Raw genomic sequence first — 15,958 nt, 5'->3', positions numbered from 1 at the left:
TCGGGAGAGGGGTTGGGGTGAGGGTACGACGCGAAGCTCAAATGATGCTCAAACCGCCCAAGCTCTGCGCTTGGTCTTTATCCGCCGCTACAAACATCTCTTACCGACAAAGACCAAAATCCCGCACGAAGAAAAAAACCGAAATCCAGTTGCTAATCCATTCGCAAAACGCGCCACAACAGACAACAACCAACACCCTCTAACCCCCAGCAAGCCCACCACCGACACGCCCCGGCAGTGCCTGATCCTCGTCTTCTTCCAGATCGCCAACCTCATTACGCAAACCGCCTTGCTGCGGCGCCTGCTCTTCCAACGGATTCTGTTCCTCGTTGGTATCCGGATCAGGCGTGCCGTGTGCCGACACACCCGTTGTGAGGGTGGTCATCGGGCGAGCAGTACGTGGATTCAGATGCATGGACGACTCCGTTGCGTTCAAGTGGTACGCCAACGCTAGGCTGCGCAACGCTACTGCACCGTGAGCCTGAGCATCACCGCGCTGACACGCCGTTGACGTGCGCTCATCGAAACACATCGCAACCAGCGGTGTAACCCATGGTTATCATGGCCAATCATTCCCGAGGCCATGCCATGCGTTATCGCACTCTGCTCGCATTCCTGCTGACCTGCGGCAGCGCGCATGCTGCCGAGCCTGCCTCACGCCTGGATGCAGTGCTGCGGTCCGGTGTGCTGCGCGTGTGCACCACTGGCGACTATCGTCCTTATTCGTTGCTGCGCACAGACGGGCAATTCGAAGGCAGCGACATCGCGCTGGCACAGTCGCTTGGCGCCAGCCTGGGTGCACGCGTGCAATTCGTACGCACCAGCTGGCCGCACCTGATGCCCGATCTACTCGCCGATCGTTGCGATATTGCAGTAGGCGGTATCTCGGTGACCTTGCAGCGGCAACGCCAGGCCAGCTTCAGCACGGTACTGGACGTGGACGGCAAGATCCCGCTGGTGCGCTGCGCCGACCAGGCGCGCTACCGCAGCATCGCGCAACTCAACCAACCTGATGTGCGCGTGATCGAACCGCCCGGCGGCACCAACGAAGCCTTCGCGCGGCGCGAATTGCCACATGCGACCCTGCGACTGTTCGCCGACAACACCACCATCTTTCAGGAGCTGGTGGACCAGCGTGCCGACGTAATGATCACCGATGCCTCCGAGGCGCTGTACCAGCAGGCACGCCTGCCCGCGCTATGCGCCATCGCGCCAGAGCAACCGCTGCAATACGGCGAAAAAGCCTTTCTGCTGCCGCGCGACGACCCCGCATGGAAGGCCTATGTCGACCAATGGCTGCACCTGAGCAAGGCCAGCGGCGAGTACGCGCGCATCGTCGAAGCCTGGCGCGCACCGCGCCCGGAATCCACTACGTCTCGGTGATAAAAGCCGGGATTGGGGATTGGGGATTGGGGATTCGTAATAGCGACAAAGCGCGGCGCCATCAGTATCACTCGCTGCGGCTAATCCCCAATCCCCAATCCCGACTCCACCGCCTTCAAACAATCTTGGTCCGTCGCCACCAACGCGACACCTGTTCTTCGCGTACCAGCGTGAACAAACCAGCGCCCAGAATCAACGCGATGCCCACCGCCATCGGCCAATCCAGATGGTCGTGAAACAGCAGATAGCCGAACGCGATCGCCCACAACATCTGGCTGTATTGCGTGGGCGCCACCACGCTCACCGGCGCCATGCGCGTGGCGTACATCAGGCAGATTGCCGCCAGACCCGCAAGCAAGCCATAGCCTGCCAACAAGTACCACTGGTACAACGTGGGCCAGACGAAGGTCGGCAACATCATGATCCCGCCCATCACCAACGGGCCGATCACGCCGGCGCCATAGAGCGTCAGACGCTTCTCGCTATGGCCGGCCATGCGCAAGGTGATCACCGAGATCGCACCCACCAGGCCACAGACGATCGCCGCCACATGCCCGTGGGTGAGATGGCGAAAGCCGGGGCGCAACACGATCAACACGCCGATGAAGCCCACGATCACCGCCGACCAACGCCGCCAATGCACTTCTTCCTTGAGGAACACCACCGACAGCACGGTCACGAAAATCGGCATCAAGAAGATCAGCGCGAAGGCCTCGGCCATCGGCAAGGTGGTAAAGGCAATCACCGAGGTCAGATTGCCGATCGCACCGGTAAGCGCACGCAGCAGCCAAAGACTGGGCTGCTTGGCCATCACCAGCTCGCGCAGGCGGTCGTCGGGCTTCTTCAAGAAGGGCACCGCCACCAGCATCAGCAACGCGCCGAGAAACAGCACTTCGTAGACCGGCAACGTGCCTTCGAGCAGCTTCACGAACGCATCGCTGATCGAATAGGCCGCGTAACAGGCGAACCCCAACAACACACCCTTCAGCATTGCCGACACTCCACGGTTGGCGCCGATCCGACGCGATGTCGGTGCGGGCAGTACACAGTATGCGGTGCGCCATGCGTTGGAGGAATCGTTGCGCGCAGCCGCTGTGTGCGCACTCCTGGGTTACTTGCAGGCAACAGGATGCCGGCACGCTATGGGTCGGTTACGATGCCGATTCCTTCCTTGACACCGGCGCGCGCGCTACGCGTCCGAATCCAGACCTGTCACCCGTGCCTCACTACTCCGGCCCACTACTCATTCTCTCTGACGCCCAAGCCCTGCTTGCCGCGCGCGGAAATGGTCTGACTCAATGGACCGGGTCGCTGGACCTGGGCCGCAGTACCGGCACTGCGCAGCTGGATGCGCAGACCTGGCAGTGGCGCGGCAGAGGCTACCCGTATCCGGGCAAGCTCAAGGAGCGCACGCTGTATTTCTGGGACGGCGACGACTTTGCGCCGATCTCGCGTTTCAACGGTGCGTTGATCAAGCTGGTGCCGACCGAATGGGGCGCGCCCACCTTCGAGATCGACGGCATCAAGATGTTGCCGTCGGCGCAGTTGTCGCCGTTCGACGATGCGCGCCGCAAGGTGGCACTGGTGGATCCGCGCGGCAAGGTCGTGCTGGATACCTGTGGTGGCCTGGGCTATTTCGCCGCCTGCTGCCTGGAGGCCAACGTGGCGCAACTGCACTCGTTCGAAAAGAACGCCGACGTGCTGTGGCTGCGCACCCTCAATCCGTGGTCGCCGGATCCGGACGACGACGCCAGCGGTGGGCGTCTGCAGCTGACACACGCCGATATCTCGCAGCACGTCACCACGCTCGCAGACGGTTCGGTCGACGCCATCCTGCACGACCCGCCGCGCTTCGGCATCGCCGGCGAGCTGTATTCGCAAGTCTTCTACGACCAGCTGGCACGCGTGCTGCGCCGCGGCGGGCGCATGTTCCATTACACCGGCGCGCCCAACAAATTCACCAGCGGGCGCGATGTACCCAACGAAGTGAGCAAGCGTCTGAGCAAGGCTGGTTTCAGCACGCAACTTGCGTTGGATGGCGTATTGGCGACGTTGCCTGCGCGGCGCTGAGTGTCGTCTGCGCGATCAGGTACAACCGCCCCCGCCATCATTGAGAAGCCTCAGCGCGTGGGCCATGCAGACAGCGATAGCGGGTGAATCTGCGATACTGCACCGCCCTCGACAAGGATGTTGCATGCGCCTCCATCTCACTGCTTTATGGTTGGCCTCACTCGTGCTGATGCTGTGCACGCCAGCAGGCGCACAGACGCAGTCGCAGGCACAGATACCGCCCGCGCAGCCCATGTCTGAAGTCACGCTCTCCAACCCTGTCACCACCGCCACACTGGCCGGGCGCACGATTCGCTTGGGCGAGCACGCTGGAAAATGCGCCGTGCTGCGCGACGATGAAGTGTTTCCCCTGGGCATCGGTGCGCCGTGCTATTTCAGCATCGCGCGCGACCGCAGCGCACAGGTGCACCACTTCCAAGGCAGCGACATTGTGCTGGTGCAGCATGCCCATCAAACGGCAAGCCCGGACTGGGACATCAAACTCTACGGGGCGATCTGCGCCTTCGAATCGCAGTCCGTACGCGAGGTCGACGATGTGCTGGAAGCCGGCATCGTCGCCAGCTCCTGGCATTGCGACCCGACACGCGGTGCCGACCAGAAAGAGTTCGTCTACAGCTACGACACCTGGCCGAAGCGCGACGCAGCAAGGCCTTCGCGCACGCGTGGGACGCCGTAAGGTCTGCCTAAAAATCGCTGAAGCTCACCGTCAGGTGGGCGCGGCCGGCGCTGTGGTTACCATCAGCACACGACCACATTGGCAGGTGCGATGTCCTCGCCGCTTGCGGGACCGTGTGGCGGCATGGATGCCGCCACCGAGCCCCCAAGGACGGGTTTACGGCGTGTCCCGCAATCGGTGAGGGCATCGCGCCCTCGACTAGCTCGGCTTCGGCTTGGAAACCTCCAAACTGCACTGAACCTCAAGCTCTCCGTCGCCTTTAGAGGTGTTTGAACGGTGTGGATGGTCGGTGTGGAGCCGAGGATCTGCGGGCTGGTTGCGTGGCCTGCCATCAGCGTCTGCCACGCCGCATGGCCTCGGCACGATCGCGCCGGTAATCCTTCCATGCGAGATACGCAAACACGCCCACCATCGCCAACAGGGCAGTGGTCAACAGGCCGTCCCAGCCGATCGAGATCCAGTAGCGCTGCGGGTCGGTGTCGGCATAAAACGTCCTGGCCGGCCTACCACGAACGACGCTGACATAGCGTCCGCTGATCACCGCCTGCAGCAACAACCATAGCCGCCCGCAACAGGCCACCGCGATCACGAGGACCACCCCGCGGACAAGCCAGTCGACGATGCGGGAATTGGCAGGTACCGGCGTCGGTGGTGGCGGTGATTTGGGACGTTTTTTCAAGCAAGCCTCTCTGCAATCGAGCGACGCAGTTTACCGCTGGCGCTTTGCATCGGCGCCTGTCGGCGTGATCGCGCGCAGACAAAAGGCGTTCTTGTACTGCAACGCCGCGCTATGCACATGCAGCCTGGTCGCAGCCGCTATAATCGCCGCGCAGCGCACTCGATCGAGTGACATGGAACGCTCCACGCTGCATTCGTCTCAAGGAAGATGGCCGGCAGCACTGCCACGCGGATTGTCTGGACGCTTCCTTGGATTTTTGCTGTGACGCCATGCAACGGCGGCAACAGTCTTCCCTCAAGGATCTTTCGCTTTGAAGACGTTCACCACACTCCTGCTTGTCTCCCTCAGTCTGCTGCTTGCTGCCTGCGGCGGCGGCACCACTACCGGCGCTTCCAAGCTCTCCTCCAGCGAGTACCTGTTGCACAACATCTCGGTCTGGAATGGCGCGGTAACCATCATCGACCCGTGGGTGTCCGGCGATCGCGGGCAGAGCCTGGTGAACGATGCCATCGCGCACAAGCCGCTGGACAGTTACAAGACCGCGCTGGGCAGCCAACGCAAGGCGCTTGCCGCCAATGCGCAGGCCAATGCCGCCGTTGCCTCGGGCGTGCCGGACAATGCCAAGGACCTGGACGGCAAGTTGTCGGCCTACCTCAAGAGCGCCGACGCAATGATGGCCGCACTGGAGCGCTTTGCCGCACTGCCCAACGGCTACACCAACACCGAGCTGGCACCGTTGGCCAAGGACCTGGAAACCGTGTCGGCCCAGCTCAATGCGGACATGGAAGCGCTGAATACCGCGCAGCGCGCATATTCCAAGGAGTACAAGGTGCCGATGCAGGAAGTCAGCCAGTAAGCACCACGGTATCGCTCACCTGCTGCAGGCTCCATCGCCTGTAGCAAGTGAGCGATGCATCAGCTCCGTCAGCACAGCTCAGACGGTCGCCAGACCGGAGATCAACGAGCGATGCGTCGCCACACCGGCCATCGCACCACTTGCCGCCGCAAAGGCGACAAAGGCTGCCGGACTGGCGACATCGCCGCAGGCAAATACACCAGGAATCGACGTGGCCTGCATCGCGTCCACGAGGATGTAACTGCCCAGCGGCCCATCGTTGGTAGTGCATCCGAGGTGTTGCACCAGTGGATGGAGCTCGGCCTGCGTGGTCGTAAACAGCCCGTCCAGCGCGAAGGTCTGGCCGTCGGCCAACACCACCTCCAGTGCGCCGTCTTCGCCTTGCACGCGCGCCACCGCACCGGCCACCAGTTCCACACCACGTGCTTTTAGGTGCGCGTGCTGCGTCTCGTCGAGCACCAACGCATCGTTCAAGAACAGCTGCGTGGCGCCCCATTCCGGCAGCATCGTCGCCTGATGCAGCGCAAATGCAGAGCTCGCCAACACGCCGATGCGCCCTCGATCCAGCTCATAGCCGTGGCAGTAAGGACAGACGAAGACCTGCTTGCCCCAGCGCTCGGCCAGGCCCGGAAGCTCCGGCAATCGGTCGACCACGCCGCTCGCCACAATCAAGCGGCGTGCGGTGTGGGTGCCACCGTCGGCCAGCGTCACCTCAAATGCGTCCGCGCTGCCTTGCAGGTGCGTCACCTCTCCCTCGGCCCAGTGCACGCTGGGATAGGCGCGCAATTGCGTGCGGCCTTCGGTGGCAATCTGCGCAGGCGATGCGCCATCGCGACCGAGAAAACCGTGCGAAGTTGCAGCGGCACGATTGCGCCGCTTGCCACTGTCGATGACTAGTACCGAACAGCGCGCCCGCGCCAGCGGCAAACCTGCCGATAGCCCCGCATAGCTGCCACCAATGATGATTACGTCGTAATGCATGTCCGCTCCAGGCTGCTTTAGTTTTTTATGTACTTTTCGATGTTACATGAAAAGGACCGAGTTTCGACCGCCGGAGGAACCGCGATATCAGCAGTGGGCGTCGATGCAGTGACAGCAGGAAGTCAGAACGGGCGGCGTATCAACCGAGGCCGGCTGTGGGCGCGTTGCAACACGTGGTCATCTGCTGGCACTGCAAGCAGCGTGACAGCACCCGCTCAGTGCCGATGTGCGCGCTTTGCTCTGGGCTGGGCGGCCGGCTGCGTGCGCGCCTTGCACAGCGAATCGAACTCGCCCGCCAGCGTGGCCAGCGTCACCGTGCCCAGGCGCTGCAGCAACAGCGCTTCGGCATCGGCCAGTGCATCGGCGATGGCGGCGTTGACGACCCGCTCCACGCCGCACTGCGGGTTGTCGTGATCGGCGCCGATCGCAAACAGATGCGGGCCGCCCACAGCGCGGTGGATATCCAGCAACGTCACTTGAGCCAGATCGCATGCGATGTGCCAGCCACCGTTGTGGCCTTTGGTCGATTGCACATAGCCCGCCTCGCGCAGCCCGGCCATGGTCCGCCGCACCACCACCGCATTGGTCGACAACATGCTGGCGATCTGCTCGGAGGTCATCGGCTGCTCGCTTCTGGCCATGTGCAACAGCACATGCAACATGCGGGAAAGGCGGCTATCGGTTCGCACGCGGTGTCGGTTCGCTCGATCAGGTCAGGAAGATGGCGTGGCGTCGCTCTGCGGCGATTGTGCCGCAGCACGCGACGGTTGTGGCAATCGCCCCGCATCGCGGCCTACGCGATCAACACACCGCCCATTGATCGCGCCCTGCAGTCTTGGCTGCATACAACGCAAGATCGGCCTGGCTCAGCAGCACGTCCAGGCCGGTGGCGGCGGTAACGCTCACCGCGCCCATGCAGAACCGCACCGGCTGGTCTGCCGGCAGGCCGGGAATCTGGATGGCGGCCACGGCGCTGCGCAGGCGCGCAAACACCGCAGGAATTTCTTCCGCGTTGCAGCCCGGCAATACCAGCAGGAATTCTTCGCCGCCCAGGCGGCCCAGGCGATCCTGCGTGCGCAAGGCCAGCTTCGAGGCGCTGGCGAGCGCCTTGAGCACCGCATCGCCGGTGGCGTGGCCGTGTACATCGTTGATCAACTTGAAGTGATCCAGATCGATCAACGCCAGCATGCATGGGATCTGCGAGCGCAACGATTGCTCGATCTGCTGTTGCGCCTCGGAACGAATGGCGCGGCGATTGGGCAGGCCGGTGAGTTCGTCGCGCATCGCCAGCCGCGACAGCTGACGGCGATGGCGCGCACCAAAGGCCAGCACCACCAAGGCGCCCAGCAACAGCAGGCAGGCCGCACATAGCGCGATCCATAGCGTGCGTTGGCCGGCTTCGCGCGCCTGCAAGGCCAGTTGCGCAGTCTCGCTGCGGCGGCGCAGCTCGGCGGTTTCGGCGCCACGGCGGGCATCTTCGTAGCGCGCCTGCAAGCGCAGCATCACGGTGTCGCGTTGGCGGTCCAGGCTTTGTGCGCGCAGCGTATTGGCGCGTTGCAATTCCTGATATGCCTCGGCATGGCGGCCTTCCGCTGCCAGCGCCTGGGCAATGGCATCGAGCAGTTGCGCACGCCGGCTCAAGGTCAGGTTCGGGTCGTCCGCCGCCCTGGCCGCGACGATCTCAGCCCCCAGGCTGTCTGCCTTCAACACCGTCAATGCCTGCAGCAACACCGCGTGACACGCGGCGATACGGCCAACGTTGCCCTGTTTCTGCATCAGCGGCAGCGCCTCGCGCGCCATTGCCAATGCCGCATTCGCATCGCCGGTTTCGCTCAGCGCTTCGCTGGCGCTGGTCAGTGCTGCGGCCACACCGGCCTGATCGCCGAGCTCGCGGCTGAGCGCCAGCGCGCGCTTGAAATGCAGCAAGGCGGCCTCGGGTTGCTGCGCGGCCAGCGAAGTGCCGTACTCGTATTCGATCAGGCTGCGCTGGAAGCGTGCCGGCTGGCCGTGCAGGCGCGTCAAGGCATGCTGCAGATAATCTTCGGCTTCGCTGTCTTCTGCCATGCGCCCGCCGACACGGCTGGCCAGCGACCCCAGCTGGGTCAACGCGTCCAGTTCCAGGCTCAAGGTGTGCTCGCGCACCGCACACTGGTAGCTGGCCTGCGCCGCCTTCCATGCCTCATCGCTGCTGCTGGAGGCCAGCATGCTCCACATGTCGACCGCTTCCACTTCGCACAGCAGATCGTTGCGACCCAGTGCCCGCGCCCGCTGACGCAGGTCTTCCAGCCGCGTCACCATGCCGCGGTTGGGATTTTCGCGTACATCGCTGAGTGCCTGCACGGTATCCAGCCACAGCTGCGCCTGCGCGGCGTTGCCATGCAATTGCTCCAACACGGTGCGTGCCTGGCTGAGCACCAGTTGGCGATGATCGTTGTCTTCCAGCGAGATCAGGATGCGCGCCTGGGCCAGCAAGGCCCAGAATTGCGCGTCGGCGTCGCCATTGCTGCGCGCCTGCTGCAAAAAGGTCTGCGCGGTCTGCAACGCGGCCTTGGGGTCGTCGATCGCGGCCGATTCGATCGCCTTCCACGGCTGCGGCTGCGCCCACACCACCGCGCTGCTCAGCAGTAATGCGATCCCCGTGAAGACCCGTTGCCAGCGTGCCGCAAGACGGCTCATCGGCGACTCATGACGGCGACAAGGCACAACGCGCCGGGACCGTGACCACGGCGACACCTCCGACCCGAACCGGGCTTGCTGGTTGCTGCGGCATTTCAGGCACTCCCATGGGTGGACAGCGGTGGAATTGGGCGAGGTCGGCGTCTGCTTGAACGCGACATCGATGCAGCAACCTCTGCAATGATGACCGGCAGGCAGGCCAGGCACCGTGATCGCGACGTTCCTGATCGAGCTCGTTATCGGCCTGATCGCACCTGGCTTGAATCGGAGCGACCGACGCAGCGAGCTGCCGGCATCCCGTGTGTGGCGGTGTGTGCCGGTGTTTACTAGCGCCTGTCCGGCAGCGACGTAAACTGCCGCACGGCAGCCACCGCCCGAGATCTGGAGACGCCGTGACATCCTGCTTGCCCCGCCTGCTCACGTTGCTTGCCGTCGCCTTGCTGTCGGCCTGCGCCACCCAGGCCCCGCGTGCGCCGCAGCGCTCTCCGGATGCGGTCAAGGCCGACATCGCCCGGCGCCTGCCGGCCACCCTCACCGATCGCGCCGGCTGGGCCAACGATGTGTACGTGGCGCTGTCCTCGCAGGCGCTGGACACCAGCCCCGAGCACATCTGCGCGGTGCTGGCGGTGACCGAGCAGGAGTCGACCTATCAGGCCAACCCTGTCGTTCCCAACCTGGGCAAGATTTCACGCGCGGAGATCGACCGCCGCGCCAGTGCGCACCACATTCCCGGCTTCATGGTCGACGCCGCCCTGCGCATCGACTCCCCCGATGGCCGCAGCTATGCCACGCGCATTGCGAGCGCGCGCACCGAGCAGGAGTTGAGCAAGATCTTCGAGGATTTCACCGGCAGCGTGCCGTTGGGCGCGCGCCTGTTCGACGGGCTCAATCCGGTGCACACCGCCGGGCCGATGCAGGTGAGCATCGCGTTTGCCGAGCAGCATGCCGAGCGCTACCCGTATCCACCGGGCGACTCGATGCGCCATGAAGTCTTCAGCCGTCGCGGCGGGCTGTGGTTCGGCACCAGACATCTGCTCGGGTATCCGGCCAATTACGACGCACTGCTGTATCGCTTCGCCGACTTCAACGCCGGTTGGTACGCCAGCCGCAATGCCGCCTTCCAGGCCGCGCTGAGCAAGGCCAGCGGCATCGCGCTCGCGCTGGACGGCGACCTGCTCACACCCGGCGCCAGCCTGGAGGCACCGGGCGGCACCGAACGTGCCGCGCGCGCCCTGGGCAGCCAGCTGGCGATGAGCGACCGGCAACTCCGCCGAGCACTGGAAGCCGGCGATACGGCTGACTTCGAGGACACCGATCTGTATCGCCAGGTGTTCGCGCTGGCCGAGCGCAGCGCCGGCAAACCGTTGCCGCGCGCCGTATTGCCGGGTATCACCCTGGAAAGCCCGAAGATCACCCGCACGCTCACCACCGCCTGGTTCGCGCAGCGGGTGAACGAGCGTTGGAAACGCTGCATGGGCAAGTAGCCACACGCCCTCGCGTGCGGCACACCCTGCATGTCGGCGCGCGTTGCGCCCTTCGCAACGGCTTCGTCTACGGCCATGGCACGACCTATGGCAGAGGCACACGCACCGCCGGCCCAGGTAGCATCAGCGGGCTGCGTCGACCGCATCGACGCGCGCCCCTTCCGACGAGGTCCACATGCTCACACCGTTGCCGATGCGCCACCTGCTCACCGCCCTGGCGATCGCCGCGCTGCCCGCGCTGGCCAGCGCACAGGTCCCCAGCGTGACCGAGGCCGACTACGCCCGCGCCGAGCGCCTCACCAGCTATCTGGCGCAACCGCTGGTCGATCACCAAGCCACGCGCATCGACTGGCTGGACGCCACCCATGTGGTCTATGTCGATCACGATGCCAGCGGCAACCGGCTGCTGCAGCTGGATACCGCCACCGGCAAGACCGCGCCGCTGTTCAAGCAGTCCGCGCTGGTCGGCTCGCTCAATACGCTGCTGAAGACCGGCGACAAACCGCTCAAGGCCGACACGTTCGCACCGGTGGTCAAGCGCACCGCCGATGGCCGCTACCGCCTCAACGTCCGCGATACCGCTGTGGTCTGCGACACGCGTGCGCGCTGCAGCAAGCTCTATGCGAAGGACAAGGCAGAGCCGGGTGTGCCGTCGCCGGACAAGCGCAGCGAAGCCTTCATCCGCAACTGGAACCTGTGGGTACGCGATCTGGCCAGCGGCCAGGAAACCCAGCTCACCCGCGACGGCGTGGAAAACTTCGGCTACGCCACCGACAACGCCGGCTGGCAGCACAGCGACAACGCCATCGTTGCCTGGTCGCCGGACTCGCGCAAGATCGCCACCTTCCAGCAGGACCAGCGCAAGACCGGCAACATGTATCTGGTCAGCACCAAGCTCGGGCATCCAGAATTGCAGTCGTGGAAATACCCGCTGGCCGGCGACAAGGACGTGACCATGATCGAGCGCGTGGTCATCGACGTGCCTACGCGCAGCGTGCTGCGGCTGAAACTGCCGCCGGATCAGCACCGCTCCACCCTGTGCGACGACGTGAGCTGCTCGCCGGGCCTGTGGGACGATGTGAAGTGGGCGCCGGACGGCAAGACGCTGGCCTTCGCCTCCACCTCGCGCTTCCACAAGCAGACCTGGTTGCGCATCGCCGATGTCGCCACTGGCGAGGTACGCACCGCCTTCGACGAAACCGCCAAGACCTACTACGAAAGCGGCCAGGTCGCTGCCAACTGGGCGTACCTGCCCGGCAGCAACGAGGTGGTGTGGTTCTCCGAACGCAGCGATTGGGGCCAGCTGTATCTCTACGATCTGGGCACCGGTAAACCCAAGCGCGCAATCACCACCGGTGAGGGCAACGTCACCGAGTTGTTGCGCGTGGACCCGGTGACACGCACCGCGTGGTTCGTCGGTGTGGGCCGCACGCCCGGCGTGGACCCGTACTACCAGCAGCTGTGGAAGGTGAGCCTGGACGGTGGTGAGCCGGTGCTGCTCACACCCGAAGTGGCCGATCACAGCATTGCGTTGTCGCCTGATGGCGCGCGCTTTGTGGATACCTATTCCACCTCAGTCACCCCGCCGGTCACGCTGTTGCGCGATGCCGGCGACGGACGCAGCGTCAGCACGATCGCCACTGCCGACATCAGCCGCCTCAAGGCTGCCGGCTGGGTGCCGCCGGAGCCCATCACGGTCAAGGCGCGCGACGGCAAGACCACGTTGTACGGGCTGATGTTCAAGCCCAGCAACTTCGACCCGGCGCGCAAATACCCGGTGATCGATTACATCTATCCCGGCCCGCAGACCGGATCGGTACGTGGCCGCAGTTTCCTTGCCGGCCACGGCGACAATCAATCGTTGGCCGAGCTGGGCTTCATCGTGATCGCCATCGACGGCATGGGCACGCCGTGGCGTAGCAAGACCTTCCACGACACCTGGTACGCCAACATGGGCGACAACACCTTGCCCGACCAGGTGGCCGGCTTGAAGGAACTGGGTCAGCGTTATCCGTGGATCGACCTGAGCCGCATCGGCATCTGGGGCCACTCCGGCGGCGGCAATGCCTCCACCGCCGCGATGCTGCGCTACCCGGACTTGTTCAAGGTGGCCTGGTCGGAAAGCGGCAACCACGATAACCGCGGGTATGAGGACGACTGGGCCGAGAAGTATCACGGCGAACACATCGTCAACAAGGATGGCACGTCCAACTACGACGACCAGGCCAACGCCGGCCGCGCCAGCAACCTCAAGGGCCGGCTGATGCTGGTGCACGGCACCCTGGACGACAACGTGCCGCCGTATCTCACCTTGCTGGTGGCCGATGCGCTGATCAAGGCCAACAAGAACTTCGACATGCTGATGCTGCCCAACGCCAAACATGGCTACGGCGATCTCACACCGTATGTCGCACGCCGCCGCTGGGATTATTTCGTGCAGTACCTGCTCGGCGCCACGCCGCCGGCGCAGTATCAGATGAAGCCGATGCCGAAGAACTGAGCGGCGCACAGGCAGCACGGTCGCCGGCGCCGCACCAGGCGCCGGCGACCTGCGCACGCTGACGCAGGCACCCTGTCGCGTAGGAGCGCCCCTGGCCGCGATGCCTTACCGATAAATACGCAAGGCATATCACGCGACATTGCCAACCAGGCACAGCGTTGTGCGGCGCCTGAACATCCCGCACCACCACACCACCACTACGCTGCTCGGCCACACGTTGCATCCGGACAAAACCGGATGCAACCACCAAGCCCTTACTTCGCCGTGCGGCCGCCCAATTGCTTGTTCAAGAACGCCAGCAAGCGCGTGTAGTACTCACGCCGATGCGCTTCGGTATAGAAGCCATGGCCTTCGTTGGGAAAATACAAGGACTCCACCGGCACACCGGCCACTTTCAATGCGCGCTCCATGCGTTCGGTATGCGCCACCGGCGCGCGCTCGTCCTTGCCGCCTGCAGCCAGAAACACCGGCACCTTGATCTGGCGCGCCAAGGTCACCGGCGAGCGTGCCGCCAAGGTCTCGCGTGCGCCCAGCCAATCGCCGGTCCAGTTCTTGGCCCAGCGCGCGCGACTGGCGTTGTCGCGCGCCAGGATGTCCAGGTCGTACACGCCGACATAGCCGGCAGCACAGCGGTACAAGCCTGGCTCCCTGGCCACGCCCATCAACGCCGCATAGCCGCCATAGCTGGCGCCGTACATGCAGATGCGCGATGCATCGGCCACGCCCTGCGTGATCGCCCAATGCGTGGCATCGGTGAGGTCGTCCTGCATGCGTCCGCCCCATTCCTTGGCGCCGGCCTGCGTAAACGCCCGCCCATAGTTGGCCGAACCGCGATAGTTGACGCGCAGCACCGCATAGCCAGCCGCAGCCAGCAGCTGGGTGTCGTCATCGAACGCCCATTTGTCGAAGATACCGAACGGCCCACCATGCGGCATCACGATCAGCGGCAACGGCTTGCCGGGCTCGGCATCCAATGGCTGGGTCAGATAGCCATGCAGCTGCAGACCATCGCGCGCCTTGAAACTCACCTGTTTGCTGGCCGGAACACCATCGGGCGGAAACCATTCGCGGCGGCTGAACACACGGTCCGCACGCTTGCTCACCGTATCGAACAGATAGTAGTCGCCGTTGTTGCGATCGCTCCACACATAGGCAAGCACGAAGCGGCCATCACTGGTGGCCGAGGTGATGTAGACCGCATTGTCGCCGAAGGCTTTTTCCAGACTGCGATACAACCGCGCAGTCGGCGCTTTCTCATCGAAAAAGCGGTTGCGTACCCGATCGCTCATGTAGCTCACACCGATCGGCGTGGTGCCGTCCAGATCCTGCAGGATCCGGTAGGGGTCGACGGTGTCGTCGTGCAACAGCGGCGTCGACTTGCCGGTAGCCGGGTCCCACGCCACCACCACGTCGGTGCCGGTGGCCTGCTCCACTTCCAGATAGGCCTGCGTGCCATCGGCAGAAAAGCCAAGCGGAAATTCGCGATGCTGGCTGGTGGCCGAGTCGTTGATCAACTTCCACGGCGCTTGGTCGTTGTCGCGGTAATACAGCTTGCTGGCGTTTTCCACATCCGCCCCGTGCGCAAACCGGATACGCCCCTGCCGATCGGTGACAAAACTGGCGCGGCGCACTGGCGAGGTGGCCACCGTGCTGCGCCGGCGCGTGTAGATGTCCAGCTTGTCGATGCGGATGTTCGGGTCGCCGACGAACGGAATCGACGACACCAGGATGTTGCGTGGATCGCCCGGCAAGGTGTCCAGCATGAAGGTGCCTGGATCCAACTCCATCTTCAACTGCGCACCGTTGATCTCATCGTTGGTGCCGTAGGGGCTGGCCAAGAGCCGCCCGTTCTTGCCATCGGCATCGATCGCATGCAATTGGCCGATGGCCATCGGCTCATCGCGCGAGCCCAGCCGCTGCGCCATCGACACCACAATGCGGTCGTCGTTGGCCCACCAGAAATCGTCCACCACGCTATTGGCGCCGCCGGTCACCTTGGCCGTGGCCACTTTGTCTTCGCGCCGCACCACACCCAACACGGTGCGATCTTCCAACGGCATCGTGATAGCGTAATACGCACCAGAGGGCGAAATCTTGATGCGCTCGAACTGGTCGTTCCTGAGATACGGCGTCAGATCCATCGGTTCCTGCGGGGTTTGCGCATGCACCGGCACCGCCATCAAGCCTGCCAGCGCGGCAGTCGCCACCATCGTCCAATAACGCATTGCTGCACTCCGCTTCTTCCTTGGTCGGCCTATGGTGGCAAAGGCAGTTTGCGGAGTCCATGGTCTGGCGTGACATCGGGTGCGTTGCGCAGCGGCATGCCGCATACCACACACGGCATTCTCCGCAGTGCCTAGGGCCTGTTAACACATCCGAAGCCCATCAACGACTAGGACGAAGCTGAGGAATCCAAGGAACATGACATCCAGCTTCTCGAAGCGCGAGAAAATCCGGCGGTAGCCTTTCAAGCGACGGAACAGTCTCTCCACTTCGTTGCGCCGCTTGTACATCTCCCGGTTGTACTCCCAAGGCTCGACCCGATTGGATTTCGGCGGGACCACCGGCACGAAGCCAAGATCGAGCGCTAACTGGCGGGTTTCGTTGCCTTCGTAAGCACGGTCCATCAACAAATGAATCGGCCGCTCCACTG

At 64.0% G+C, this 15,958-nt stretch carries 14 protein-coding genes; 6 read left to right on the top strand and 8 right to left on the bottom strand.

Translation table 11 applies throughout. The features are described 5' to 3' along the window. Nucleotides 1-199: 199 nt before the first annotated feature. A complete protein-coding gene (locus tag ABS769_RS16280) occupies nucleotides 200-415 on the bottom strand; it encodes a hypothetical protein (RefSeq protein ID WP_317062411.1) in 216 nt (71 codons plus the stop codon). Between the two features lie 173 nt (nucleotides 416-588). On the opposite strand from ABS769_RS16280, the gene ABS769_RS16275 reads away from it, so the two are divergent. Further along, entirely contained in the window at nucleotides 589-1,383 is a 795-nt protein-coding gene (locus ABS769_RS16275) for a transporter substrate-binding domain-containing protein (protein ID WP_317062410.1), read from the top strand. Nucleotides 1,384-1,498: 115 nt separating this feature from the next. Here ABS769_RS16275 and ABS769_RS16270 read toward each other — a convergent pair whose 3' ends face one another. Beyond that, nucleotides 1,499-2,374 carry a DMT family transporter gene (locus ABS769_RS16270; RefSeq protein WP_023905229.1) on the bottom strand — a complete coding sequence of 292 codons (876 nt, stop codon included), beginning with the start codon at nucleotides 2,372-2,374 and terminating at the stop codon, nucleotides 1,499-1,501. Between the two features lie 227 nt (nucleotides 2,375-2,601). Between ABS769_RS16270 and ABS769_RS16265 the strand changes: the two genes are divergently transcribed. Together ABS769_RS16265 and ABS769_RS16260 are read left to right on the top strand one after the other, a co-directional pair. Next, nucleotides 2,602-3,453: a class I SAM-dependent methyltransferase gene (locus tag ABS769_RS16265; RefSeq protein ID WP_043889460.1), complete on the top strand. Its 852-nt coding sequence runs from the start codon at nucleotides 2,602-2,604 to the stop codon at nucleotides 3,451-3,453. A gap of 124 nt (nucleotides 3,454-3,577) precedes the next feature. Beyond that, nucleotides 3,578-4,129: a hypothetical protein gene (locus ABS769_RS16260; protein WP_317062409.1), complete on the top strand. Its 552-nt coding sequence runs from the start codon at nucleotides 3,578-3,580 to the stop codon at nucleotides 4,127-4,129. Nucleotides 4,130-4,460: 331 nt separating this feature from the next. Here the strand turns inward: ABS769_RS16260 and ABS769_RS16255 are convergent, their stop codons facing one another. Beyond that, the gene (locus ABS769_RS16255) at nucleotides 4,461-4,808 is read right to left on the bottom strand and encodes a hypothetical protein (RefSeq protein WP_317062408.1); all 348 of its coding nucleotides are present in this window, start codon (nucleotides 4,806-4,808) and stop codon (nucleotides 4,461-4,463) included. Nucleotides 4,809-5,118: 310 nt separating this feature from the next. Here ABS769_RS16255 and ABS769_RS16250 point away from each other — a divergent pair, with 310 nt between their 5' ends. Then, nucleotides 5,119-5,664 carry a hypothetical protein gene (locus tag ABS769_RS16250; RefSeq protein ID WP_317062407.1) on the top strand — a complete coding sequence of 182 codons (546 nt, stop codon included), beginning with the start codon at nucleotides 5,119-5,121 and terminating at the stop codon, nucleotides 5,662-5,664. Nucleotides 5,665-5,742: 78 nt separating this feature from the next. On the opposite strand, the gene ABS769_RS16245 is transcribed toward ABS769_RS16250, so the two are convergent. The 3 genes from ABS769_RS16245 to ABS769_RS16235 all read right to left on the bottom strand — a co-directional run bounded on the left by ABS769_RS16245 (nucleotide 5,743) and on the right by ABS769_RS16235 (nucleotide 9,321). Beyond that, nucleotides 5,743-6,645 carry an NAD(P)/FAD-dependent oxidoreductase gene (locus ABS769_RS16245; RefSeq protein ID WP_317062406.1) on the bottom strand — a complete coding sequence of 301 codons (903 nt, stop codon included), beginning with the start codon at nucleotides 6,643-6,645 and terminating at the stop codon, nucleotides 5,743-5,745. Nucleotides 6,646-6,860: 215 nt separating this feature from the next. Continuing rightward, a complete protein-coding gene (locus tag ABS769_RS16240; RefSeq protein WP_430544179.1) occupies nucleotides 6,861-7,307 on the bottom strand; it encodes an Rrf2 family transcriptional regulator in 447 nt (148 codons plus the stop codon). A 139-nt stretch (nucleotides 7,308-7,446) separates the two neighbouring features. Continuing rightward, nucleotides 7,447-9,321 carry a GGDEF domain-containing protein gene (locus ABS769_RS16235; RefSeq protein ID WP_317062404.1) on the bottom strand — a complete coding sequence of 625 codons (1,875 nt, stop codon included), beginning with the start codon at nucleotides 9,319-9,321 and terminating at the stop codon, nucleotides 7,447-7,449. Nucleotides 9,322-9,713: 392 nt separating this feature from the next. Here ABS769_RS16235 and ABS769_RS16230 point away from each other — a divergent pair, with 392 nt between their 5' ends. Further along, nucleotides 9,714-10,805, top strand: a complete 1,092-nt coding sequence (locus ABS769_RS16230; protein ID WP_317062403.1) for a DUF1615 domain-containing protein — start codon at nucleotides 9,714-9,716, stop codon at nucleotides 10,803-10,805. Nucleotides 10,806-10,980: 175 nt separating this feature from the next. Then, nucleotides 10,981-13,305, top strand: a complete 2,325-nt coding sequence (locus ABS769_RS16225) for a S9 family peptidase (RefSeq protein ID WP_317062402.1) — start codon at nucleotides 10,981-10,983, stop codon at nucleotides 13,303-13,305. Between the two features lie 254 nt (nucleotides 13,306-13,559). On the opposite strand, the gene ABS769_RS16220 is transcribed toward ABS769_RS16225, so the two are convergent. Continuing rightward, nucleotides 13,560-15,530 (bottom strand): alpha/beta hydrolase family protein, encoded by a 1,971-nt coding sequence (locus ABS769_RS16220; RefSeq protein ID WP_317062401.1) that lies wholly within the window; start codon nucleotides 15,528-15,530, stop codon nucleotides 13,560-13,562. Between the two features lie 141 nt (nucleotides 15,531-15,671). Further along, nucleotides 15,672-15,958, bottom strand: a 287-nt coding sequence (locus ABS769_RS16215) for a transposase (protein ID WP_317061036.1), incomplete at its 5' end; no start/stop codon positions are given.

It is taken from the genome of Xanthomonas hortorum (assembly GCF_040279205.1).
In the GTDB taxonomy this organism is placed as follows: Bacteria; Pseudomonadota; Gammaproteobacteria; order Xanthomonadales; family Xanthomonadaceae; genus Xanthomonas; species Xanthomonas hortorum_F.
Note: the sequence above shows the minus strand (reverse complement) of the source record. Positions and strands in the feature narration are given on the sequence as shown.